This is a genomic window from Antarctobacter aquimaris, assembly GCF_900184945.1.
Classification (GTDB): domain Bacteria; phylum Pseudomonadota; class Alphaproteobacteria; order Rhodobacterales; family Rhodobacteraceae; genus Maliponia; species Maliponia aquimaris.
Map to the genome: position 1 here is coordinate 155,352 of NZ_FXYF01000010.1, position 21,994 is coordinate 177,345.

General features: G+C 65.0%; 20 protein-coding genes, 1 tRNA gene and 3 pseudogenes. 9 read left to right on the forward strand and 15 right to left on the reverse strand.

Annotation, left to right across the window (positions count from 1 at the left end; genetic code table 11):
- Nucleotides 1–41: 41 nt before the first annotated feature.
- Together MAA8898_RS17610 and MAA8898_RS17615 are read right to left on the reverse strand one after the other, a co-directional pair.
- Entirely contained in the window at nt 42–749 is a 708-nt protein-coding gene (locus tag MAA8898_RS17610) for an EI24 domain-containing protein (protein ID WP_245853465.1), read from the reverse strand.
- Complete coding sequence (locus MAA8898_RS17615) at nt 734–1,312, reverse strand: nitroreductase family protein (protein WP_094022334.1); 579 nt, start codon at nt 1,310–1,312, stop codon at nt 734–736. The genes MAA8898_RS17610 and MAA8898_RS17615 overlap by 16 nt, the downstream gene beginning before the upstream one ends.
- A 99-nt stretch (nt 1,313–1,411) precedes the next feature.
- On the opposite strand from MAA8898_RS17615, the gene MAA8898_RS17620 reads away from it, so the two are divergent.
- On the forward strand, nt 1,412–1,669 hold the full coding sequence (locus MAA8898_RS17620) for a DUF167 domain-containing protein (RefSeq protein WP_094022335.1): 258 nt from the start codon (nt 1,412–1,414) through the stop codon (nt 1,667–1,669).
- A gap of 4 nt (nt 1,670–1,673) precedes the next feature.
- Here the strand turns inward: MAA8898_RS17620 and MAA8898_RS17625 are convergent, their stop codons facing one another.
- Nucleotides 1,674–1,907 (reverse strand): DUF8831 family protein, encoded by a 234-nt coding sequence (locus tag MAA8898_RS17625; protein WP_094022336.1) that lies wholly within the window; start codon nt 1,905–1,907, stop codon nt 1,674–1,676.
- Nucleotides 1,908–1,922: 15 nt separating this feature from the next.
- Nucleotides 1,923–2,309 carry a thiol-disulfide oxidoreductase DCC family protein gene (locus tag MAA8898_RS17630; protein ID WP_094022337.1) on the reverse strand — a complete coding sequence of 129 codons (387 nt, stop codon included), beginning with the start codon at nt 2,307–2,309 and terminating at the stop codon, nt 1,923–1,925.
- Nucleotides 2,310–2,426: 117 nt separating this feature from the next.
- Between MAA8898_RS17630 and MAA8898_RS17635 the strand changes: the two genes are divergently transcribed.
- The 4 genes from MAA8898_RS17635 (at nt 2,427) to MAA8898_RS17650 (ending at nt 4,067) form a co-directional block, all read left to right on the forward strand.
- Nucleotides 2,427–3,137, forward strand: a complete 711-nt coding sequence (locus MAA8898_RS17635; RefSeq protein ID WP_094022338.1) for a M48 family metallopeptidase — start codon at nt 2,427–2,429, stop codon at nt 3,135–3,137.
- A gap of 91 nt (nt 3,138–3,228) precedes the next feature.
- On the forward strand, nt 3,229–3,489 hold the full coding sequence (locus tag MAA8898_RS17640) for a DUF6455 family protein (protein ID WP_094022339.1): 261 nt from the start codon (nt 3,229–3,231) through the stop codon (nt 3,487–3,489).
- Nucleotides 3,490–3,510: 21 nt separating this feature from the next.
- Entirely contained in the window at nt 3,511–3,801 is a 291-nt protein-coding gene (locus MAA8898_RS17645; RefSeq protein ID WP_245853467.1) for a DUF6455 family protein, read from the forward strand.
- Between the two features lie 2 nt (nt 3,802–3,803).
- Nucleotides 3,804–4,067: a DUF6455 family protein gene (locus MAA8898_RS17650; protein ID WP_094022341.1), complete on the forward strand. Its 264-nt coding sequence runs from the start codon at nt 3,804–3,806 to the stop codon at nt 4,065–4,067.
- Nucleotides 4,068–4,110: 43 nt separating this feature from the next.
- Here the strand turns inward: MAA8898_RS17650 and MAA8898_RS17655 are convergent, their stop codons facing one another.
- The gene (locus tag MAA8898_RS17655) at nt 4,111–5,094 is read right to left on the reverse strand and encodes a complex I NDUFA9 subunit family protein (RefSeq protein WP_094022342.1); all 984 of its coding nucleotides are present in this window, start codon (nt 5,092–5,094) and stop codon (nt 4,111–4,113) included.
- Nucleotides 5,095–5,243: 149 nt separating this feature from the next.
- On the opposite strand from MAA8898_RS17655, the gene MAA8898_RS17660 reads away from it, so the two are divergent.
- Nucleotides 5,244–5,328, forward strand: a tRNA-Leu gene (locus MAA8898_RS17660).
- Between the two features lie 165 nt (nt 5,329–5,493).
- Complete coding sequence (locus tag MAA8898_RS17665; RefSeq protein WP_094022343.1) at nt 5,494–5,745, forward strand: Arm DNA-binding domain-containing protein; 252 nt, start codon at nt 5,494–5,496, stop codon at nt 5,743–5,745.
- Between the two features lie 23 nt (nt 5,746–5,768).
- Here MAA8898_RS17665 and MAA8898_RS17670 read toward each other — a convergent pair.
- From MAA8898_RS17670 to MAA8898_RS17705, 7 genes and pseudogenes are all read right to left on the reverse strand, one after another.
- A pseudogene (locus MAA8898_RS17670) lies at nt 5,769–7,013 on the reverse strand (IS3 family transposase).
- Nucleotides 7,014–7,102: 89 nt separating this feature from the next.
- Nucleotides 7,103–8,086: pseudogene (locus MAA8898_RS26810) on the reverse strand (IS3 family transposase); the annotation flags it as partial.
- A gap of 432 nt (nt 8,087–8,518) precedes the next feature.
- A complete protein-coding gene (gene kce / locus MAA8898_RS17685) occupies nt 8,519–9,448 on the reverse strand; it encodes a 3,5-dioxohexanoate:acetyl-CoA acetone transferase (RefSeq protein WP_094022346.1) in 930 nt (309 codons plus the stop codon).
- A 13-nt stretch (nt 9,449–9,461) separates the two neighbouring features.
- Entirely contained in the window at nt 9,462–10,394 is a 933-nt protein-coding gene (locus tag MAA8898_RS17690) for a 3-hydroxyacyl-CoA dehydrogenase (protein ID WP_094022347.1), read from the reverse strand.
- A gap of 14 nt (nt 10,395–10,408) precedes the next feature.
- Complete coding sequence (locus MAA8898_RS17695; RefSeq protein ID WP_094022348.1) at nt 10,409–12,919, reverse strand: branched-chain amino acid ABC transporter ATP-binding protein/permease; 2,511 nt, start codon at nt 12,917–12,919, stop codon at nt 10,409–10,411.
- A gap of 4 nt (nt 12,920–12,923) precedes the next feature.
- Nucleotides 12,924–13,799 carry a branched-chain amino acid ABC transporter permease gene (locus MAA8898_RS17700; protein WP_094022349.1) on the reverse strand — a complete coding sequence of 292 codons (876 nt, stop codon included), beginning with the start codon at nt 13,797–13,799 and terminating at the stop codon, nt 12,924–12,926.
- A gap of 75 nt (nt 13,800–13,874) precedes the next feature.
- On the reverse strand, nt 13,875–15,119 hold the full coding sequence (locus tag MAA8898_RS17705) for an ABC transporter substrate-binding protein (protein WP_094022350.1): 1,245 nt from the start codon (nt 15,117–15,119) through the stop codon (nt 13,875–13,877).
- Between the two features lie 49 nt (nt 15,120–15,168).
- Here MAA8898_RS17705 and MAA8898_RS17710 point away from each other — a divergent pair, with 49 nt between their 5' ends.
- Both MAA8898_RS17710 and MAA8898_RS17715 read left to right on the forward strand, forming a co-directional pair.
- A complete protein-coding gene (locus tag MAA8898_RS17710; RefSeq protein ID WP_217900513.1) occupies nt 15,169–16,035 on the forward strand; it encodes a GntR family transcriptional regulator in 867 nt (288 codons plus the stop codon).
- Nucleotides 16,032–16,799, forward strand: coding sequence for an SDR family oxidoreductase (locus MAA8898_RS17715; RefSeq protein ID WP_094022352.1), 768 nt, complete (start codon nt 16,032–16,034; stop codon nt 16,797–16,799). Before MAA8898_RS17710 ends, MAA8898_RS17715 begins: the two co-directional genes overlap by 4 nt.
- A 463-nt stretch (nt 16,800–17,262) precedes the next feature.
- On the opposite strand, the pseudogene MAA8898_RS27305 reads toward MAA8898_RS17715, so the two are convergent.
- The 3 genes and pseudogenes from MAA8898_RS27305 to MAA8898_RS17730 all read right to left on the reverse strand — a co-directional run.
- A pseudogene (locus MAA8898_RS27305) lies at nt 17,263–17,572 on the reverse strand (hypothetical protein); the annotation flags it as partial.
- Between the two features lie 36 nt (nt 17,573–17,608).
- Nucleotides 17,609–17,995 carry a transposase gene (locus MAA8898_RS17725; protein ID WP_176445212.1) on the reverse strand — a complete coding sequence of 129 codons (387 nt, stop codon included), beginning with the start codon at nt 17,993–17,995 and terminating at the stop codon, nt 17,609–17,611.
- 36 nt (nt 17,996–18,031) lie between these two features.
- A partial coding sequence (locus MAA8898_RS17730) for a Hint domain-containing protein (protein ID WP_141194885.1) occupies nt 18,032–21,994 on the reverse strand: 3,963 nt, incomplete at its 5' end.

Consider the following 21,994-nt stretch of genomic DNA (forward strand, 5'->3'; position numbering starts at 1 on the left):
GGGGGGCGCTGCCCCCGCCAGTTTTTTCGAAGAATACAGGCTCAGGGTCTGTTGGCGGCCACCCGGTGGAAGACATGGGTAAAGGCCGCCGCGCCCAGCACCGGCACCAGCAGGTTGACCAGCGGAATGGTCAGCGGCACCGCCATGATGACCCCGGTGGCCCAGATCGCGCCCAGGTGACGGCGGCGCAGGCGGCGCGCCTCGGTCCGTCCGACGCGGCGCATCGCGGCCAGGGTGAAGTATTCCCGCCCCAGCAGGAACCCGTTCAGCGCCCAGAAGATGAACGGCGCCAGCGGCGCAAAGAGCAGGTAAAGCACCAGCGCCAGCAGGTTCGCCAGCACCATGGTGCCAAGAAAGCCCAGCGAATCGATCAACCCGTCGCCCAGGGGGACACTGGTGGCGGTGCCGAGGCCCGGGTAGTGCCGATCCTCCACCGCCTGCGCGACCTCCTCGAGAAACAGCGAGGTCACGGCCGAGGCGACCGGGATCATCAGGAAGGCCGAGAGCAGCAGCATGACCGGGACCGAAGCCCAGCTGGCCGCATCTGCGAGCCATGGCAGCGGACCGATCCAGGGCAGGCTGGGGTCGTCGCCGACCAGCCAGCCGACCAGCTGGAAGACCACGATCACCGCGCCCACCAGCGCCGCGACGGTGATGCCGATCCCGCGCAGCAGCACGCCGCGAAAGCGCGGGTCCGGCAACTGGGCGATCGCGCGCGAGACAGCCTCGAGGATCATTCCGAGACCCATGTGGTGATCTGCGCCAGGTCGGGGCGGGGGCGGTCCGGCGGCACCGAGGTTTCGGTGCCGATGTGGACAAAGCCGGTGATGCGTTCGTTGTCCGCCAGGCCCAGCGCGCGGGACATGAAGCCGCGGTCATGGCTGGCCCAGCCCGACAGCCAGTTCGCCCCCCAGCCCGACGCCAGCGCGGCGTTGAGCAGCGCGAGGCAGACGGCGCCGGCGGAATAGGTCTGTTCCAGCGCGGGGATCTTGGGGCTGTCCTTCTGCACCTCGATCACCGCGACGCAGAGCGGGCTGTCGGCAAAGGCGCCGCGCGCCTTGGCGATGTCTTCCGCGGATTTCCCCAGCGCCGCGCCGGTGGCCTCCACCTCGGCCGCGAGACGGGCCAGGGCCGCGCCCTTCAGCACGACAAAGCGCCAGGGTTCCAGCTTGCCATGGTCGGGGGTGCGCGAGGCGGCGGTCAGGATCGGCAGCAGCGCGGCATCGTCCGGGGCCGGGCCGGTCAGCGTCTTGGCTGGGCGAGACCGGCGGGTGAGCAGGAACTCCATCGCGGCGGCGTTCGGGGTGGGCATGGCGTCTCCTTTGTCGGTGCGCCTGTTATGTCAGGCGTTGCGCGGCGGGTTTCAACCGGGAAAGTTGCGTGCGGCCGCACGGGCTGTATTGCTGCCAACATGACTCTGCCCGATCTGTCCGACCTCGCCACGCCCGGCACCACGTTTGACGTGCGAGTCACACCCAAGGCCGCCCGCAACGAGATCCGCCGCGACGCCACGGGCCTGCGGGTCAGCGTGACCACGGTGCCCGAGGGCGGAAAAGCGACGGCAGCGGTGATCAAGCTGCTGGCCAAGGCCATCGGGGTGCCGAAAAGCCGGATCGACCTGGTCCGCGGCGAAACCTCGCGCGACAAGGTCTTTCGCATCACCGATTGAGATGTCAGGGCTCGTCGCGCCGGTAGATCCCTTCGGGCATGCTGACGGCGGCGACGAGGTCGCGCATCTGCGCGATCGACAGGGTGATCTTCTGCATCTGGTCGGTGCGGGGGTCGTATTGTTCGACGGTGACGCATTCCTCGAAGCTGGAAATCACCACGTCTTCCTGGAGCGGCGTTTCTCCCTCGTCGACGAGGGTGACGACGGTGGCGTCGAATTCGTGCTCGACCGTGAACATGACCGCTCGTTGCCCCTATGTGTTGCCGGGCTGCGCCGCCCGCCGTTGGCGCCGTTTGTGCATCGCGTAGAGCGCGGGCGCAAGCAGCCGGTCATAGACCTGCCGCGCGACCCAGCGCACGCCCCAGAGCCGGACCAGGCGCGACAGCCAGCGCAGGCGGGGTATCTCGGCCCAGAGGGCGGCGAAGGCGGGCATCCCGGACAGCAGCGTGCCGCCCTTCATGACATGAAAGCGCCGCGCCGCCTGGTCGGCTGTCAGACCAAAGCGGCAGTACGTGTCGTCGGAGAGGCCCGCATAGGCCACCTCCAGGCCACAGCGTTCGAACATGCGGCGATAGCCGGCCACCTCGCGTGAGCAGACCGGGCAGGAATCGTTGTAGATGACGGTCATCTTGTCAGCCATGGGGTGAATTTAGCGTGCCGGCATAACACCGCCAAGTGATCGCGACTGTCTGGCGCAGGCGGCGGGCGCGGCTTATGAACCGGATACACGCTCACGCCCTCCAGTCCAGGACCCTTCATGCCTCGTCTCCTGTTGCCGCTTCTCCTGCTGCTGCTCACGGCCTGCGCGCCGTTGACGCTGCCGGCGCCCGCTCCCGGGGCGGCAGGCGGTTCGGAGGCGCAGATTCGCGCCAATCGCGCCGCGCGGCAGTTCGTCGAGGTGGTCCAGGCGGTCGAGCCGGTGGCCGAACGGGAATGCCGGGCGCGGACGTCTGGCCTGAACTGCGACTTCACCATCGTGGTGGACGACCGGCCCGACCAGGCGCCCAACGCCTTTCAGACCGAGGACCGCTATGGCCGCCCGGTCATCGCCTTCAACATCGCGCTGATCAATTCGGTCCGCAACGCCGACGAACTGGCCTTCATCATGGGGCACGAGGCGGCGCACCACATCCTGGACCACCTGGCCAAGACGCGCGAGAGCGCGACGCTGGGCGCCGTGGTCTTTGCCGGCATCGCCGCCATCAGCGGCGCCGAGGAAGAGGCGGTGCGCAACGCCGAACAACTTGGCGCCGCCGTCGGCGCGCGCACCTATTCCAAGCAGTTCGAACTGGAAGCTGACCAGCTGGGCACCGTCGTCGCCTTTCGCGCCGGATATGATCCCCTGCTGGGGTCGGCTTTCTTTGCCCGCATCCCGGACCCGGGCAACCGGTTCCTGGGCAGCCATCCGCCGAACGAGGCGCGCGCCCGCATCGTGCGCGAGACGGTCGCCGGACTTCAGGCACGGTAGGTCGCACACCCCCTGATTGATTTGTGTCAAGGTGCAAGGTTCCTGATTCCGGCACTGTCATCCTGACTGGACAGTTCAAGGGGACAAGGAAATGCAAAGCGACTCCACTTTGAAGCGTCACGCCAGACTGGTGGACGAGATGGCCAAGGCCCGCGGCGTCGATCTCGAAGAGGCGATCTTTCGCGGCAAGGTGACGATGTTCGACCTGGAGGACAGCGTGTTGCGCTGCACCGGCTGCTCGGACCCGGCCGGATGCGAGCACTGGCTTGCCGCGCAACAGGGCGCGCAGGCCGAGGAAACCCCGGGATACTGCCGCAACGCGTCCCTGTTTCGCATGTTGAAGCAAGACTGACGGATGGGTGGACCGACTGAGTTGAGCCCGCAGCCCATGGGCGACGAAACCCGTCACTTCTGGCTGGTCCAGCGGATGGCCAAGGCCACCGGGGTCGATCTGGTCGCCGCCATGCAGGACGGCGACATGACCCAGCAGGACTGGGCCGGGATCGTGACTGACTGTCGGGGGTGCCAATGGGTGGAAGGCTGCACCGACTGGCTGGACACGCCCGTTGACGACACGCGCCCTGCCCCGGAGTCCTGCGTCAATCGCGAACGGCTTGCCCACCTCCAGTCGAAACTGGACGAACTGGCACAACAGGAGGGATAACGATGTCCGTGCCGCTGGGCGACCCCGCCCGACACTTTTTCATGACACGCAGCGTCGCGCGCGTGATGGGCCTGAACCTGACCGAGGCGATGAAAGCCGGCAGCCTGAACCCGGCCACCTATGAACGGATGGTCACCCGCTGCCGGGGCTGTGCCCTGGTCGCCGCCTGCGAGGAATGGCTGGCCTCGCGGACCACGCTGGCGGGCACACCGCCGCCGGGATGCAACATCAGCATCGAACTCAGCGCCTTGCAGCGCCAACACTGATCCCGTCAGCGGTGGCGCTGGACAATCGCGCAAGGAAACCGGGTCAGTGGGACCGCAGGTTCTGCGCCGATTCCTTGATCGCCTCGTATTGCCCGGACGGGCGGAAGCGCCACAGGTAGTCCGGCAGCACCGCGCGCAGGTCGGTCGGCGAGATGCCCAGATCGGCAAAGGTGCCGGTGGTGCCGGTCACCACGTTGTCATGGCGCAGGCTGCGCACCTGGTCGGCGGTGATCTGCGCGGGCACCAGGCCCAGCGACACCGTCTGCACCAGGTCGGACACCGCCCCCATGATGCTTGCGGCAAAGAACGGAATGTTCAGGATCAGCTTGCGGCGGCGGATCACCTCCAGCATGACCTGCATCAATTCGCGGAAGGTATGCACATCCGGGCCGCCAAGCTCGTAGATGCCCGGCGCGGCCTCGCCCGTCACTCCCTTGACGGCGGCCTGCGCCACGTCGTCGACATAGACCGGCTGGAACTTCGTTTCCCCGCCGACGACCGGCAGGACCGGCCCCAGGCGCGCCATCCCGGCAAAGCGGTTGAAGAACTGATCCTCCGGCCCGAAGACGACCGAGGGGCGCAGGATGACCGCGTTCGGCATGTGCTTCAGCACGCCTTGCTCACCCTTGCCCTTGCTCCGGGCATAGCGGCTGTCGCCCTCCGGATCCGCGCCGATCGCCGAAATGTGGACCATGCGCACCACGCCCCCTTCGGCGGCGATTCGGGCGATCCGCGCGGCACCTTCGGCCTGGACGGCGTCAAAGTTGTTCTTGCCGCCCTTGTCGAAGGTGCCCACGCAGTTGACAACCGCATCGGCGCCCTGCATCGCGTCGCGCACGCTGGCATCGTCCCGGATGTTGCAGAACACCGGTTCCACCTGCCCGACCACGCCGTAGGGCCGGACAAAGATCGCCTCGTTCGGCCGGCGCACGGCCACGCGCACGCGCCAGCCCTGCTTGGCCAGGCGGCGGGCGATATAGCGCCCGACGAACCCGGAGCCGCCAAAGATGGTGACGAGTTTGGACATGGACGCTCTCCCCTGGATACGGTTGCGTGACCGGAATAGCGGCGCGGCAAGGTCCTCGCAAGGCGCCCCTTTGCCGCGCGAAAGATTCTTTGACGAAGGCCGTTGACACCCCCCGCAACCCTCATTAAACGCCCACCTCACGCACCTGTGCCCAGGTGGCGGAATTGGTAGACGCGCTGGTTTCAGGTACCAGTGACTTCGGTCGTGGAGGTTCGAGTCCTCTCCTGGGCACCATTTATCCCTCACATAGCTGCTCATAACCACCCTGAAATCCTAGGTTTTCTTAGGGTTTGCGGCTATCATTCTGCCCATAGCTGAACATGCTACCCCACCCAATACCCCACCACTTTGGGGTACGGTTCTGGGGTATCAGGCAGGAATGATGGAGGTGATACCCCAGTGGCGCTCACTGACCTCAAAATCAAGAAAGCCAAGACGGCAGAGAAGCCGTACAAACTCTATGATTCACTGGGCCTGTTCGTCCTCGTGAACCCAAACGGCTCGAAGCTCTGGCGGCAGAAGTACACGTTCCGCGGGAAGGAGCGGCTCTTGGCCCACGGATCGTACCCAGAAGTGTCGCTGCGAGAAGCCAGAGCAAAGCGCGATGCCATCCGGGTGCAGCTGGCAGAGGGTACTGACCCGACCGTGTGACCTGCCCCCTGCCAGTCCCTCACTCATGACGAGAGTCTGCAAGTTGGATTTTGGTATTCGGCTTCCCCGTCTAGCGCAAACGCGCCGGGCGCGGACCCCTCACATTGCTCAAGCGTCCGGCGCGCTTGCTGCGGCGTCTGGTTGGCCAGGGACGAGTGCGGTCTGACCGCATTGTCGTCGTAACGCCAGAGGGCCAGCTTTCGCCGTGCGTCATCCAGACTGTCGAAGATCTCCTCGTTCAGCAGTTCGTCCCTGAGGCTGCCGTTGAAGCTCTCGATGAAGGCGTTCTGCTGCGGTTTGCCGGGATCGATGTAGTGCCATGGCACGGTGTTCTCGTCGGCCCATTTCAGGATCGCCCGACTGGTGAACTCGGTGCCCCTATCGGCAGATTTGCTTTGCAAATCGCCTGTCGGGCAATGGTTGTCACTGACGATGCAGCCGGGCTTGCCGTAGATCCGGATCAGGGCGCTGAACTCCCGGGCAACCCGTGCGCCGGACAGGCTGGTATCGGCAACCAGGCACAGGCATTCGCGCGTGCAATCGTCGATCACCGCCAGCATCCGGAACTTCCGCGAGGCGCCAAAGCTGTCGGACAGGAAATCCAGGGACCAGCGCGCGTTGGGTTGTCCAGCGGCCGGCATCGGCACCCTGGTCCCACGCGCCCGTTTTCGGCCGCGTCGGCGCTTTACCGACAGACCTTCCTCGCGGTAGATGCGATACAGCTTCTTGTGGTTCATGATCATGCCTTTCCGCTCCAACAGGACACCGATCCGGCGGTAGCCGAACCGACGCCGCTGGCCGGCGATCTCCTGCATCTCCTTGCGGATCTCGGCACTGTCCGGCGGGCGTTCTCGCCGGACAGTCTTGGGATCGACACCGACCAGGCTGCAGGCTCTGCGCTGCGAGATGTCATGATCCCGCATCGCCCGGAGCGCCGCGTCTCGCCGCTGGCTCGATGTCGTCAGCTCTTTCCCAGCAGGTCCTTGAGCACGACGTTGTCCAGCATCGCATCGGCCAGCAACCGCTTCAGCTTGGCGTTCTCGTCCTCCAGCGCCTTCAGCCTGGCGGCCTCGGACACGTCCATCCCGCCATATCTGGCCTTCAGCTTGTAGAACGTCGCGGTGCTCAAGCCATGCCTGCGGCACACCTCCGCGGTAGGCAATCCGTTCTGCGCTACGATTGATCCACTGGATCAATCGCTTAACGCTTGAACCCTGTTCCTTGATCATCCCGATGATCTGCGCCTCGGTGAAACGGCTCTTTCTCATGTATCTGCTCCTTCAGGGTTGGCGCAGACCCTACATTACGGTGAGGGATTTCGCGGGGGGCAGGTCAGCAAAGCCAATGTCACGAGAGGCATGCTGATCTTGATCTTGCGGCCCGCCAGCACCTTGATGAAGTCGGTCGATGTGAACTGGCTGCCCTGATCGGTGTTGAAGGTCTCGGGGGCACCGTGACGCGTGAGTGCCTCCTCGACCGCCTCGACGCAGAAGCCAGCCTCCAGCGTGATCGACACCCGCCATGCCAAGACCCGCCGGGTGAACCAGTCCAGCACGGCGCCGAGGTAGATGAACCCGCGCGCCATGGGGATGTAGGTGATGTCCATCGCCCAGACCTGGTTGGGCCGGGTGATGGGCAGCTTCCAGAGCAGATAGGGATAAATCTTGTGTCCCGGCGCCGGTTTCGAGGTGTTCAGGTTGCCATAGAGTGCCTCGATGTCCATACGCTTCATCACCGTGGCAACGTGCAGCCGCCCGACCTTCCTGGACCAGCAGCCCCTGCAACATCCGGCTGCCCATCGCCCGGCAGGGCATCACACAGTGATGTCCCGAGAGGGGGTGAACTGAAACTCCATATGCAGATGGTCGATCCGGTGCATGAGTTACAGATCCGCATCCCCGACCGGCTGAGGCTGGTAGTAGATGCTGCCAAGGCTGATCCTGAGAACCCTGGCCTGGCGCGACAGGCTCAGCCTTGCGTTTCGATCGATCATCTTTTTTTAGCTCCCTCTCGTGCCATCGCTTTGCGATGCACTGCCGGGCAGCGGGACAGCAGACCCGTCCTGCCGAGTGCGCCGGACAAAAACTTCCTCCAGCGTCGGCTCTCCGATCTTCGCATGCAGGGTCCTCACGTCGGCCACCGGTTCCGGCTCAGCCTACACGCTGTCGCCGAACACACCGGTCGCACCCTCGAGCATCTGGTCGCGCCACTGCTTGATCTGGTTCGGATGGACGTCGAAATCCTGCGCCAGTTCGATCAGGGTCTTCTCGCCCTTGATCGCAGCTACGGCCACCTTCGCCTTGAACGCCGGGCTGTGATTACGGCGTGGTCGTCTTGCCATGGGTCTTCTCCTCGCTCGCAGCATCATGCCGCTTCTCGCCGGGAAATCGATCCACTGGATCAATTTCTGGCGCGACCCACACGCGGAAAATCGACTTATCCCGGCTGTTCGGATTCCCCCAGCCACCTCTCTTTTCGGACTTCGCGCCGCAGAGATCGAGGGACACTCGGACCGTGATGGTCGCCGGATCTACGCCCGAACGACCCTTCAGGCAGATGGGGTCAGGCCCAGGACACTATGCGCTTGGGCATCGCCGGAGCGGACAAGCGCCGCTGCATAAGCCACCACCGCCAATGCGCAGCATAGGCGAGACGCCCAGAAGGCTTGCTCCGAGGGCGCGCTTGAAAAGGCGTGCGTCGTGAGCCTGCAGGCGGTCGGCACCATCCACATTTTCCGCGTCATTCCGGCTCGAAGCCCGAGTGTGTGCCGCGATCAGAACCCGACCTTGTCGGCCCCCTTCAAATGCAGGATCTCGCGGGCTTCATCCGGGGTCGCCAATTCCAGCCCCAGCCCCTCGATGATCTGGCGGACCTTGGTCACCTGTTGCGCGTTGCTTTTCGCCAGCTGGCCGGGTCCGAGCCAGAGCGAATCCTCGAGCCCCACCCGCACGTTCCCGCCCATGGCCGCAGCCATCGCCGCGATCGGCAGCTGGTTCTTGCCCGCGCCCAGAACGGACCATTGATACTGGTCCCCGAAGAGCCGGTCCGCCGTCCGTTTCATGTGCATCACGTCATCGGGATGCGCGCCGATGCCCCCCATCAGGCCAAACACCGTCTGGATGAACAGCGGCGTCTTGACGAGGCCAGCATCGAGGAAGTGCTTGAGGTTGTACAGGTGCGCCGTGTCGTAACACTCGAACTCGAACCGCGTGCCCAGGGGGCCGAGCGTGGTCAGGATGTACTCGATCTGACCGAAGCTGTTGTTGAAGATGATGTTCTTGTTGCCAAGATAGTCGCGTTCCCACTGGTGTTTCAGCTCGGGAAAGCGTTTCAGCATGGGGAACAGGCCAAAGTTCATCGACCCCATGTTGAGCGAGGCGACCTCGGGGCGGTACGTCTCGGCGGGGCGGACACGTTCTTCGATGGTCATGGTGGGGGCGCCGCCCGTGGTGATGTTCACGACGCAATCGGACGCCTGCTTGATCACCCTGAGAAAGGGCGCGAAGGCCTCGGGCGACTGGTCCGGGCGGCCGTCCTCGGGATCGCGCGCATGCAGGTGCACGATGGCCGCGCCGGCTTGCGCCGCGCCGATGGCGGCGTCGGCGATCTCCGAGGCGGTCACGGGAAGATGCTCGGACATCGAGGGCGTGTGGATGGCGCCGGTCACGGCGCAGGTGATGATGACCTTGCGGGGTTTCGCCATGGTCTTTGCTCCTTCAGGATTGTTCGGATGCGAGGTGCCGGCGCAGCGCGGCAAGCCGGGCGTCGCGGCGATCCTGTCTCGCACGGATGGTGTCGGGGCTGCGGTCCTGCGGCCAGGTCGCGGCGATCTTTTCGGCATTGTCGACCGAGAAGACCTCCGGTCCGGCGGGCTCTTGCGCCAGTCGCGCGTAAAAGCCGCCGTATCTCGTGGCGTAATCGACGATGCCGCCGGGCGCATTGAGGTCGATGGTCTCGATCGGACCCATCAGGGCCCATCGCAAGCCCAGCCCGTCCTTGATCGTGGCGTCCAGCCCTTCGACGCTGACCACCCCTTCTGCCAGCAAGCGCAGCGCTTCGGCCAGCAGCGCCCCTTGCAGGCGGTTGAGCACGAAGCCGTCGCGTTCGCGGGTCATGCGCACGGGAACCTGCCCGATCGCGGCATAGAATGCCTCGGCCCGATCCATGGTCTCGGTGGTGGTCCACGGCGCGGGGCAAAGCTCGACCACCGGGACCAGGTGCGGCGGGTTCACAGGGTGGCCCACCAGACAGCGGCCGCGATGCTCCAGCGCTTCGGTAAAGCGCGAGGCGACGATGGCGGAGGTGGAGGAGGCGATGATCGCCTCCGGCGCGGTTGCGGCATCGAGCCGGGCGAAAAGCTCGATCTTGACCTCCACCTTTTCCGGACCGTTTTCCTGCACGAAGATGGCGCCGCCGACGGCCTCTTGCAGGGTGGGACAGGTGCGGATGCGGGCCAGCGCCCCTTCGCGGTCCTCCAGCAGACCTTCGGCCTGCATGGTGTCGCACAGCTTGGTCATGTCGGCCTTGAAGCGGTCCAGAACGCCCGGATCGGCATCCCAGACCTGGACTTCGTATCCGGCGCGGGCGAAAAGCGCGCTCCAGGCGCGCCCGATCAGGCCCGCGCCTATGATGGCGACGGTTTCGGTCATGTCGAGCCCTTTCCTTACAGCCAGAGGACCTGACGGCGCAGGTCGATGTCATGGGCCAGTGCGGCGGAGGGCCCTTCGTGGATGATGCTGCCGCGTTCCAGTGCCACGGTACGATCCGACAGCGTCAGCGCAAGATCGAGGTTGTGATCCACGATGATGATGGACACCTCCTCGCGCAGGCGGTCGAAGGTTTCGAACAACTGTTCGACGATGGCCGGAGAAAGCCCCTCGAACGGCTCGTCGAGCAGCAGGACACGGGTGTCGCCGGACAGGGCGCGCGCCACGGCGGCCATCTGCTGTTCGCCGCCCGACAGGTAGTCGGCGGGCGTGTCGATACGCTCCTTGAGGCGCGGGAAATAGGCAAAGATGCGCTCTTCGTCCCAATGCGATCCGGCGCCGGTCTGACGCTGGATGCGGCCGAGTTCGAGGTTGTCCTTGACCGACATGCCCGCGAACAGTCCGCGCCCCTGCGGGACGTAGGAGATCCCGGCGCGGGCCATCGCAGCCGACGACATCCCCTGGATCGGGGTGCCATCGAGCCGGATTTCGCCGCTGCCGATCGGCGCGATGCCGATCAGGGATTTCAGCAGCGTCGACTTGCCCGCGCCGTTGCGGCCCAGCAGCGCGAGGATCTCTCCCTGTCGCAAATCAAAGCTCACATCATGGATGATGTGGCTTTTGCCGTAACTCACGTTGACCTTGTCGAGCGACAAGAGAACCTTGTCCTGCATGGTGCTGGTGCGGGTCTTGCCTGCCACGGCAGAGGTGCCGGAGCCGATATAGACCTCCTGCACGCGCTTGTCGTTCCGCGCATCATCCACCGTGCCGTCGAGCAGTACCTGGCCTTCGTTCATCACCGTGACGTGGTCGGCCAATTCGAACACGCGATCGATATCGTGCTCGACCAGCAGCACCGGGATATCCGCAGACAGCGCCTTGAGCAGATGTCCTATGCGTTCGCGCTCGGCCGCCGAGAGGCCCGCCAGCGGCTCGTCCGCCAGCAGTATGCGCGGATGGTTTCCCAGGGCGAGGCCAAGGTCCAGCAACCGCTGACCACCATAGGACAGCGATCCTGCCTCTGCCTCTTCCATACCCGACAGTCCGGCATAATCCATGATCTGCGCGGTCCGCTCGTTGACCTGCGCAAGGTTGCGAGCACGGATCACCGGGTTCATGCGCTGAGCGTCCCCGGCCTGTACGGCAAGGCGGATATTCTCCCGCACGGTGAGCAAGGGGAACAGGTTGGTGATCTGGAAACTGCGTCCGATGCCCGCCGCGGAAATCTCCTCGGGCGTGCGGCCCGACAGCGGCACCCCGGCAAGGGTCACTGTGCCCGCATCGGGCTTGTAGAGCCCCGACAGGAGGTTGAACGCCGTCGTCTTGCCCGCGCCGTTCGGCCCGATGAGCGCGTGCAGTGTCCGGTCGCGGACCGAGATGCCCACATCGTCCACGGCCTTGAGACCGCCGAAGTGTTTCGAGATTCCCTTGGCGACCAGCAGCGCGCCGTCGGTATGATCCTTTGGCTTCAGGAAGGCAGGCAAGGGGTGCACCCCGGCCTTGCGGCCCGCCATCGCCGCGCCGGTCTCGGCTGGCGGGTTCAGGTAGCGGCGGATCTGGCCGGGAATGCCGATCAGGCCGTCACGGGCGTAGAGCACGAAGATCATGAAGACGAGGCCGAACCAGAGCAACCAGTTGTCGGTGTAGATCGAGAGGTATTCGCGAAAGAGGATGTAGAACAGCGCCCCGATGGCCGGGCCGAGATAGCTGCGCATCCCGCCGATGACGACCATCGCCAGCAGTTCTCCGGAAAAGATCACCGACATCGGCTCGGCCGAGGTCATGCGGTTCTTGTAGAGCAACAGCACCCCCGCCAGCGCGGTGATCGTGGCCGAAAGCACGAAGGCGGCAAGCTTGTAGCGGTCGACCTTGTAGCCAAGAAAGCGCGCGCGCTGCTCGTTTTCGCGGATTGCCAGCAGCACGCTGCCGAGGGGCGAATTGTTGAATCTCCACAGCAGCACCAGCACCGCGAAGGCGATGACCGCCACCAGCCAGTAATAGGGTTCCGACATGTTGAAATCGAACCCGAGGAAGGCAGGTCGTTCGATGCCGCCCAGGCCGTTCTCGCCTCCCGTCACCTCGGTCCAGCGGAAGGCGATGGAAAAGCCGAGCGCCGAGAGGGCCAAGGTCATGAGCGAGAAGTAGACCCCGCGACGGCGCAGGATCAGGGCGCCGAACCCGGTGGCGATGATCGCCGTCGCACCGACCGCGACCAACATGGGGACGAGGAACGCGCCCCCCATGGCAAGCGAGGTCAGGCCCGCCAGATAGGCCCCCAGGCCGAACCAGGCGCCATGGCCGAAGCTGACCAGCCCGGTCCGCCCGGCGAGGATGTTGAGCCCCATGCAGGCCAGGCCATAGACGACGACTTCGGTGGCGGAGGTATATGTCAGGCCAGCGGCGACGATCACGAAAGGCAGCACGAAAAGCGCCGCGGCGGCGATCAGAAGAGGATGTATGCGGATCATCGTTTCACTCGAATCTGAGGATGCGTTCGCCCAGAAGGCCGCGCGGGCGCACCAGCAGGACAACGAACATCAGCAGGTAAATGGCGGCGGTGGACCAGGACGACAGGCCGACGGCGACGAAGACGCCCTTGGTCAGGCCGACGAGGATGGCAGCGAGGATCACGCCCCAGAACGACCCGAGCCCGCCGATCACCACCACGACAAAGGCCAGCGTGATGATTTCGGCGCCCATGGCCGGATGCACGGTATAGATCGGCGCGAGCAGCACCCCGGCAAGCCCGGCAAGCCCGATGGCAATGCCCGCGATGATCGACAGATAGGGCCTCAGCGAAATGCCCAGCGATCCGACGATCTCGGGGTTCTGGACGCCGGCCCTCACGATGCGGCCAAAGGAGGTGCGGTTGAGCAGAACCCAAAGCCCCGCGACCGCGGCGATGGCCACGGCGATCAGGAACAGCCGGTAACGGGAGTAGATGAAATCCCCAAAGAAGACCTGGCCGCGCAGGATGTCGGGCATGTTGAAATTCTGCGGCGAGGCGCCGAAGATCCAGCGCAGGCCCTGTTCGATGACCATCGCCAGACCAAAGGTAAGCAGCAGCGAATACAGCGGGTCGATGCGGTAGAAGCGGGTAAAGAGCGTCCGCTCCGTCACCATCCCCATCCCCGCCACGATCAGCGGCACCAGCACCAACGCGCCGAAGAATCCGACGTGGGGCGTGATCAGGATCGCAAGGTAGGCGCCGATGGCAAAGAAGGCGCCGTGCGCGAGGTTGATGATGCCCCCAAGCGAAAAGATCAGCGACAACCCCAGCGCGATGAGCAGGTAATAGGTGCCGTCGAGCAACCCGTTCAGAACCTGCGCGATGAATAGCCCCAGCATGGCGGTGCGTCTCCCCCATTGATTTATCTGTGAACCGGGCGGGGGAACGGTGCCCCGCCCGGCCAAAGGTTTTTCTTACAGAGAGCAGGTGCCGCCGGTAACGCTTTGTGCGAGCGTTTCGAGCGGTTCGTCCGCACCGGGCAGAGGTTCGGAGGTGGTGAAGATGTCATACTCGTTCTTCACCTCGCCTGCGGGCAGCGCGGTGATGGCGTAGATTTCCTGGATCAGCTGGTGATCCGACGGGCGGAAATAGCCCTTGCGGTTCTTCATCAGGTCGAACTGCGCCTCGGAGCTTTCCAGGTAGCCGACCAGCGCGTCGCCGCTGGCATCGCCCGCCTCGGCCACGGCCTTGGCCATGATGAGACCCGCGTTGTAATCGCCCCACGCCTGGTTCTCCGGCGGTTTGCCGTAGGCGTCGGTAAAGGCCCTGACGAAGGCCTGGCTCGCGTCGTTCGGCACGAGGTGGTTCCAGACGTTTGGCCATGTGCCACGGAAGTTCTGCGCCCCCGCCGCCCAAGCGGAAACGGTGTCGAACCCAAAGCCTCCGAGCGTGAAATCGAGCCCGAATTCTCCGTATTGCTTGAAGAAGTTGGTGATCTGCGTGCCCGCGAGGTTCAGCGCCACCACGTCCGGCTCTGCCTGGCGGATCTTCAGCATGTAGGACGAAAAGTCGGTGGCGTCGGTGGGCACGAGGTCTTCGCCCGCGATCTTGCCGCCGTTGGCGCCAAGGAAGGCCTTGGCTGCCGCCAGCAAGTCGTGGCCAAAGGCGTAATCCGCCGTCATCATGTACCAGTTCTTTCCGTCGACGAGGTCTTGCGACTTGAAGAACTGGCCTTCGGCGTTGACGTACATCGAATTCTGCGTCTCGACGTGGAACATGTAGCGGTTGCAATCCTGCCCCCGCAAAGAGTCCGAGTTGCCGCCGGTGTTGACGAAGCATTTGCCGTAGCGTGCCGCCACCTGGGAAATCGTCAGGCACGAAGCCGACGAAATCTCACCGATGATCATGTCGACCTGGTCACGCTCGAACATGCGTTCGGCCTTGGTCGAGGCGGTCTGCGGGTTGACGCTGTCTTCCATGACCAGCTCGATCATGCGCCCGCCGGCGCCGCCGTTGGCATTGACGTGCTCGACGGCCAGCTTGATGCCCATCTGCGCGTATTCTCCGAGCGGACCGAGGAAGCCGGTCGTCGGCGTCAGGTGGCCGATCTTCAGCGGTGCACTCTGCGCGCGCAGGTAGGCCGGCGCTGCAACACCCAGCGCAAGGCCTGCCGCACCCGCCCGCAGGAAACCCCTGCGGTTCGTGATCGTACGTTTCATGTTCTTCCTCCCTTGAAGCTGTGTCTGAGAATCACACCCGACCGGGATCTTGATTTTTCCGGCTGACTTTCCTCCTCCGCCGGACGATCAAGACTTGCAGTTCGATATGAACTACTGTGATCTGAGATCACAGTTGCAGATCAGCCGAGAAGGTGTCAACAGCGTTAACGAGATCATGACCCAGCCGCTTGACCAAATCGAACCCGCCCGCAGACAAACGCTTTCGGAACAGGTGTTTGACACGCTGAGCGAAATGCTTCTGTCTGGTGCCCTGCGCCCGCGCGACCGCCTGTCGCTGCGCGATCTGGCGGAACGGCTGGAGGTTTCGATGATGCCGGTGCGCGAAGCGGTGAGTCGCCTGGCAGCCAGCGGAGCTCTTGACGTGTCCCCGAAACGGGCGGTGATGGTGCCGGTCATGACATCGGCGGCCTTCGCGGATCTGACCATGGTGCGCATCCTGAACGAGGGACAGGCCGCGCGGCTGGCCGCCGAACGCGCGACCAAAGCCGAGATTGCCGAGATCGCCGCGCTGGCCGAACGTTTCGAAGTGGTGCTCGACCAGGCCTATGGCAGCGCCGCGGCGGTGGCTGCCAACAAGGACCTGCACTTTGCCGTCTACCGCTCTGCGCGGTCACCGGCCCTGATGCAGGTCATCACCGTGCTTTGGCTCAAGGCAGGGCCGATCATCAATTTCGACATCGGCGTCGATACCGGCACCCCCCGGACCGAGGACGCGGGCCGCTCGCGCAGCCACCATTCCCGCACCCATCACCGGATATTGTGCGAGGCGCTGCGCAACCGCGACGGCGACACCGCGGCGCAAGCCATGGCCGATGACATCCGCGTGGCTTCAGAGTTGATCCGCGCGCATGGAGCGTTGGACAAGGACAACAATCGGAGGAGCATCATCACATGAAACTGGATCTTGAGGGCGCGCGCGTCATTGTGACCGCCGGAGCGCAGGGCATCGGCCGCGCCATCGTCGAGGCCTACTTGTCCGAAGGCGCGCGCGTGGCGACCTGCGACATCGACGAGGCGGCGCTGGAAACCCTTCCGGCCGAGGTTTTCCGCCAGCGCGCCGACATGGGTGACGCCAACCAGATCGCGGAGTTCATGTCGGCGGCGCAGGCGCATCTGGGCGGGCTCGACATCCTCGTGAACAACGCGGGCATTGCCGGACCGACGAGCCCCGTCGAAGAGATCGATCCGGCGGCCTGGGACGCCACGCTCGCCATTTGCCTCACGTCGCAGTTCCATTGCGTGCGCCATGCGGTCGCCGCACTACGGCAGAGCGACAATGCCTCGATCATCAACCTGTCATCGCTTGCGGGACGTCTGGGCTTTGCCATGCGCACGCCCTACGCGGCGGCGAAATGGGGCGTGATCGGGTTCACCAAGTCGCTGTCCATCGAACTGGGTGGGGACGGCATCCGCTGCAACGCCATCCTGCCCGGCATCGTGGCGGGCGACCGTCAGCGCCGGGTGCTGGAGGCCAAGGCACAGCGCCGCGGCCTCAGCTACGATCAGGTGGAAGCAGAAGCCTTCTCCTACACGTCGATCAAGGAATACGTGCAGCCGGAGCAGATTGCCGATCAGATCCTGTTCCTGACAAGCGTGCGCGGCCGGACGATCTCGGGTCAAGCTGTGTCGATTTGCGGTGACGGTCAAATGCTGGCCTGATTTTGGAGGGAACAGTTGCAAGCCAGCGGACAGTCCTCCGCTGGGGTCAGGTTCAGCAAGAACGCAACGGACCGGCAGGGCGGATCCCAGGTTAATTCATCCCGCCAGCTGTCCAAAAAGTGGAATTCACCTCAGCACCAAGACCCGCCCGAGAAGTTGCCGCGCCAATGAAAGCGGGCCCGCGTACCCTGCGGATTTTTTCGCACTGCACCAACTTCAACTCCCAACAATCGTCGGGTCCAAAAAGAGCTGGCGTGGCGAAAGGCAAGTCCGGCGAAGCTCCGACGCGGCGGAAGGCCCTTTGTCAGATGGCAGCTCAAGGCCGGGCGCGGACCTGTTCGCACGATTCTTCGAGCAACGTGTGTGCAGATGGAGCGGCTCGACGCCCGGTTTCTGCTCCGGGTTGGTTGGCAGACGGCCCTTCCCACCCGCCCCCATATCCCGACTCGAAGTCAGGCCGCCTCGGTCCCAGAGCGATGACGTTCTCGCGGCGAAGGGCGAGATCGCAGCGGGCCAGTTCCATGGTCAGCGCCTTGTTGAGCGACGGGATCGCCTTGACGTCGAAGCTGTCCGTTGCCCGGCAGTGCATTGCGCAGCAATGTCACGAGAGGGGAAGCTCTTGGTGGCCGGGAACTTCGCGGCGTTCTGCGCCTTCAAATGATCCCCCGGTCCATTTGATCCGCTGGCGCGGACCAGCTTGAACTGCGGCGTTCGATCATCCGGCGTTCCCGCTCGATCAACTCCAGTTCGCAGAGCCGCAGCAGGTAATGGACAAGCTGCGATGATCGACCATGGCGGCACTCTTGGTCTCACTCCGACGCGAGACCGGCCAAGGGTGTGATCCGCCCCGTTTTATGAGCCTCGGCCTGCTGGTGCGCCCGGATGATCGACGAGTCGATGTACCGCATGCTGCCCGGTGGCTTTTCCGCAAACGTTTCAAACACCTGCGCCCATGCGCCCACTTTGGTCCATCGGTTGAAAACGGTTGTCGGCGGTGGTGTTGGGACCCGTGGTGCTGCGGGCAGGTCGCGCCAGGGCGCCCCTGTCCGCAGCATCCAAAAGATGCCGTTGAGACCCCGCCGGTCATCCACCCGCGCGGCCCCTCGCAGCGTGTTGGGAAGAAGTGGCTGGATCAGCCTCCATTCGAAATCCGTCAGATCAAAACGGGCCTTCGCTGCCTCCTGCTTTGGCGCCAATGGACAACGGATCACTCCTGTCTGTGGGTACGGAATCTAGACGGCCATCGCTTTTTCGACCGCTTTCTTCGGAAGAAACGGACGGGCCGTTGCGATCCGGCTTTCCAGATGCGTACCGTCCATGTGTGCGGTGTTGGCAAACAGCGGGAAAAGCGTCAGGAACTCGCTCCTGATCGGGTCAGACATCATCCTGAGAGCCATATCCCCGGGAAAAAAGCTTTCCGTCGGAACCCCCTCCGAGAAGATGACCTGGTGCTCCTCGAACATCAGGTGGACATAGCGGACTTTGCGCTTGCCGTGGGCGATCCGTACGCCCGGCATGGTCAATGCAAGATGGATCGATCGGGCAAAACTGTCATGTCCCAGCAAGACCCCGTGCTGGCGCGACACGAGCAGGTCGCGCTCTGCCCCGAGAACGCCGCGGCGGAACAGGATGGGACGCAACTCGGGGGTCGATTTCAGTTCATCCTGCGTCACGTCCCGGCGACCGATCCAGGCAATCCGCTGGGGCCCGTTGTCGAGCGTGCAGACCAGGTCGCCGACCCGCAGATCGTCTATGGGAACCTTGCCGGAGGGCGTCAGGATGGCGGTTCCCGAAGTGAAACAGACGACACCGGTATTATCGGCGGTATAGCTGGATGTTGTCGCCCCCTGCATCGTGAGAGAGCCTGACCCGAACCTGGCGTTGTCCGAGTAGTCGGTCGCATTGCCCTTTTCGTCCAGCGCGTTGGACTGGTTCAGGATGCCATCGTCGGCGTGATCCGCGCGCAGTTCGGAAAGGCTGTCGTAGTAGGCGCCGAGGTTGATGAAGTCGTTGTTGCCGGCGCCCCCGTCGCCCAGCGCACCGGTATTGCCTGCGTTGAAATCGGTGATCGTGTCGTGACCGTCACCGGGAGTGTAACTGAAGACGTCATCTCCGATGCCGCCGCTCAGCGTGTCGTCGCCGGCACCGCCCGAAAGGGTATCATCGCCACTCCCTCCGGTCAGATTGTCGTTTCCGCCCTCGCCATCCAGCACGTCATCGCCGCTGCCGCCAGTCAGCGTGTCGTCGCCGCCGCCTGCCGCGACCGAGGTTCCCGCGCTGTCGGCCGAGGCGTCCAGGAGATCGGCCTGTTCGGTCAGGGTCAGGCGTTCGATTTCGGCAAAGCCGGCAGTGCTGGTGCCGTCCGTGATCGTGCCCGCCTCGTCGCCGGTGAAGGTGACCGTGACACCGACGCTCGCCGCGCCGAGATCGACCAGGTCGCTGTCAGGACCGCCTTCGCCCCCGGCAATCGTATCCGTGCCGAACCCGTCTTCCAGGACGATGGTGTCCGCCCCGTCGCCGCCGACCAGGCTGTCGTCGCCGGTGCCACCCGACAGGCTGTCATCCCCGGCGCCGCCCTGGATCGTGTCCGCGCCGTCACCGCCGAGGATCGTGTCGTGGCCATCCCCGCCGTCCAGGGAGTCGCCGCCCGCTCCGCCGTCGAGGATGTCGTCACCGGCCCCCCCGGACAGGCTGTCGTCACCGGCATCGCCCGACAGGCTGTCATCGCCCGCCGCGCCATCGACGATGTCGTTGCCCTCGCCGGCCCTGACGGTATCGCCGCCGCTGCCGCCAATCACCGTGTCGTCGCCGTCCAGCGCCTCGATCTCGGTGCCCAGGCTGTCGGCGGTCGCATCGACAAGATCGGCCCCTTCGGACAGGATCAGGTACTCGATCCCCTCGAAGGTCAGCGTGCTGGTGCCGTCGGTGATGGTCCCGGACGCGTCGCCGGTGAAGGTGACCGTGACAGGCGCGCTCAGGGTGCTCATGTCGATGGTGTCGCGGTCGTTGCCGCCACGGATCGTGTCGCTGCCGAAACCGTCCAGGACGATGAAGGTATCGGCGCCGCCCCCGCCATCCAGCACGTCGTTGCCGATGCCGCCGCTCAGCGTGTCGTCGCCGGCACCGCCCGAAAGGGTATCATCGCCACTCCCTCCGGTCAGATTGTCGTTTCCGCCCTCGCCATCCAGCACGTCATCGCCGCTGCCGCCAGTCAGCGTGTCGTCGCCGCCGCCTGCCGCGACCGAGGTTCCCGCGCTGTCGGCCGAGGCGTCCAGGAGATCGGCCTGTTCGGTCAGGGTCAGGCGTTCGATTTCGGCAAAGCCGGCAGTGCTGGTGCCGTCCGTGATCGTGCCCGCCTCGTCGCCGGTGAAGGTGACCGTGACACCGACGCTCGCCGCGCCGAGATCGACCAGGTCGCTGTCAGGACCGCCTTCGCCCCCGGCAATCGTATCCGTGCCGAACCCGTCTTCCAGGACGATGGTGTCCGCCCCGTCGCCGCCGACCAGGCTGTCGTCGCCGGTGCCACCCGACAGGCTGTCATCCCCGGCGCCGCCCTGGATCGTGTCCGCGCCGTCACCGCCGAGGATCGTGTCGTGGCCATCCCCGCCGTCCAGGGAGTCGCCGCCCGCTCCGCCGTCGAGGACGTCGTCACCGGCCCCCCCGGACAGGCTGTCGTCACCGGCATCGCCCGACAGGCTGTCATCGCCCGCCGCGCCATCGACGATGTCGTTGCCCTCGCCGGCCCTGACGGTATCGCCGCCGCTGCCGCCAATCACCGTGTCGTCGCCGTCCAGCGCCTCGATCTCGGTGCCCAGGCTGTCGGCGGTCGCATCGACAAGATCGGCCCCTTCGGACAGGATCAGGTACTCGATCCCCTCGAAGGTCAGCGTGCTGGTGCCGTCGGTGATGGTCCCGGACGCGTCGCCGGTGAAGGTGACCGTGACAGGCGCGCTCAGGGTGCTCATGTCGATGGTGTCGCGGTCGTTGCCGCCACGGATCGTGTCGCTGCCGAAACCGTCCAGGACGATGAAGGTATCGGCGCCGCCCCCGCCATCCAGCACGTCGTTGCCGACGCCGCCGCTCAGCGTGTCGTCGCCGGCACCGCCGGACAGGGCGGTCCCGCTGGTCGTGGCGGAGGCATCCAGCCGGTCATTGCCGTCCGTGCCCTGCACGGCTTCGATCTCGGAAAACGCGGCACCGCCGCTGCTGCCGAAAAAGCTGGCCGTGCCCGCTTCGTCTCCGGTGAACAGCACGTCCACGCCGGTCGACCCATTTGCGTTCCCGAAGGCCAGCGTGTCGTCGCCCGACCCGGTATCACCGCCAAAGACAAGGTCGCTGCCCTCTCCGCCCCGGACCTGGATGTGGTCACCGTCGTCGCCGCCAAAGACAGTGTCGTCCCCACCACCGCCGGTCAGGCTGTCATGACCCAGGCCCCCCTGGATGGTGTCCGACCCCGCGCCGCCATCAATCGTGTCGTCCCCGTCCCCCCCGAGAACGGAATCGGCGCCGCCCATCGCGTCGATGTGGACACCGGCGCTGTCGGCACTGGCATCCACAAGATCGGCGTAATTCGTCAGCACAAGATGTTCGATTTCGGAAAAGGCAACGCTGTTCGCGCTGGCGGAAACCGATCCGTGTCCGTCGCCGGCATAGGTGACGATGACGCTCTGACCCAGGGCGTTCAGGTCGATGGTGTCATGATCGACGCCGCCTTCACCGCCGGTCACGGTGTCCGTGCCAAAGCCGTTCTCGATGACGAACCTGTCCGCGCCGTCGCCCCCGTCGAGACTGTCGTTCCCGGTTCCGCCAATCAGCGTATCATCACCCGCCGCGCCTAGGATGATGTCATTGCCCGCGCCGCCGTCGAGCACATCTTTCCCGGCGCTGCCGATCATCGTGTCGTTGCCCGTGCCACCCTCGATCCGTTCAACGCCGGAAATACTGTAGCCGGAGAAATCCAGGATGTCGTCGCCCGAGGTGGCGCGGATCACGTCATAGCCGTCGCCGCCGGCGATCACCTCGATGCTGGTCAGGTTGCCCAGGCCGCTGGAGACGTTGAACACGTCGTTGGTCCAGCTGCCCTGCCAGGTGTCGGTGCCCGACCCGCCGTCGATCTGGTCCAGCCCGTCGCCGCTGCCGGAGACCAGGAAGCTGTCGTTGCCCGCGCCGCCGGACAGGGAGTCGCTGCCGCTGTT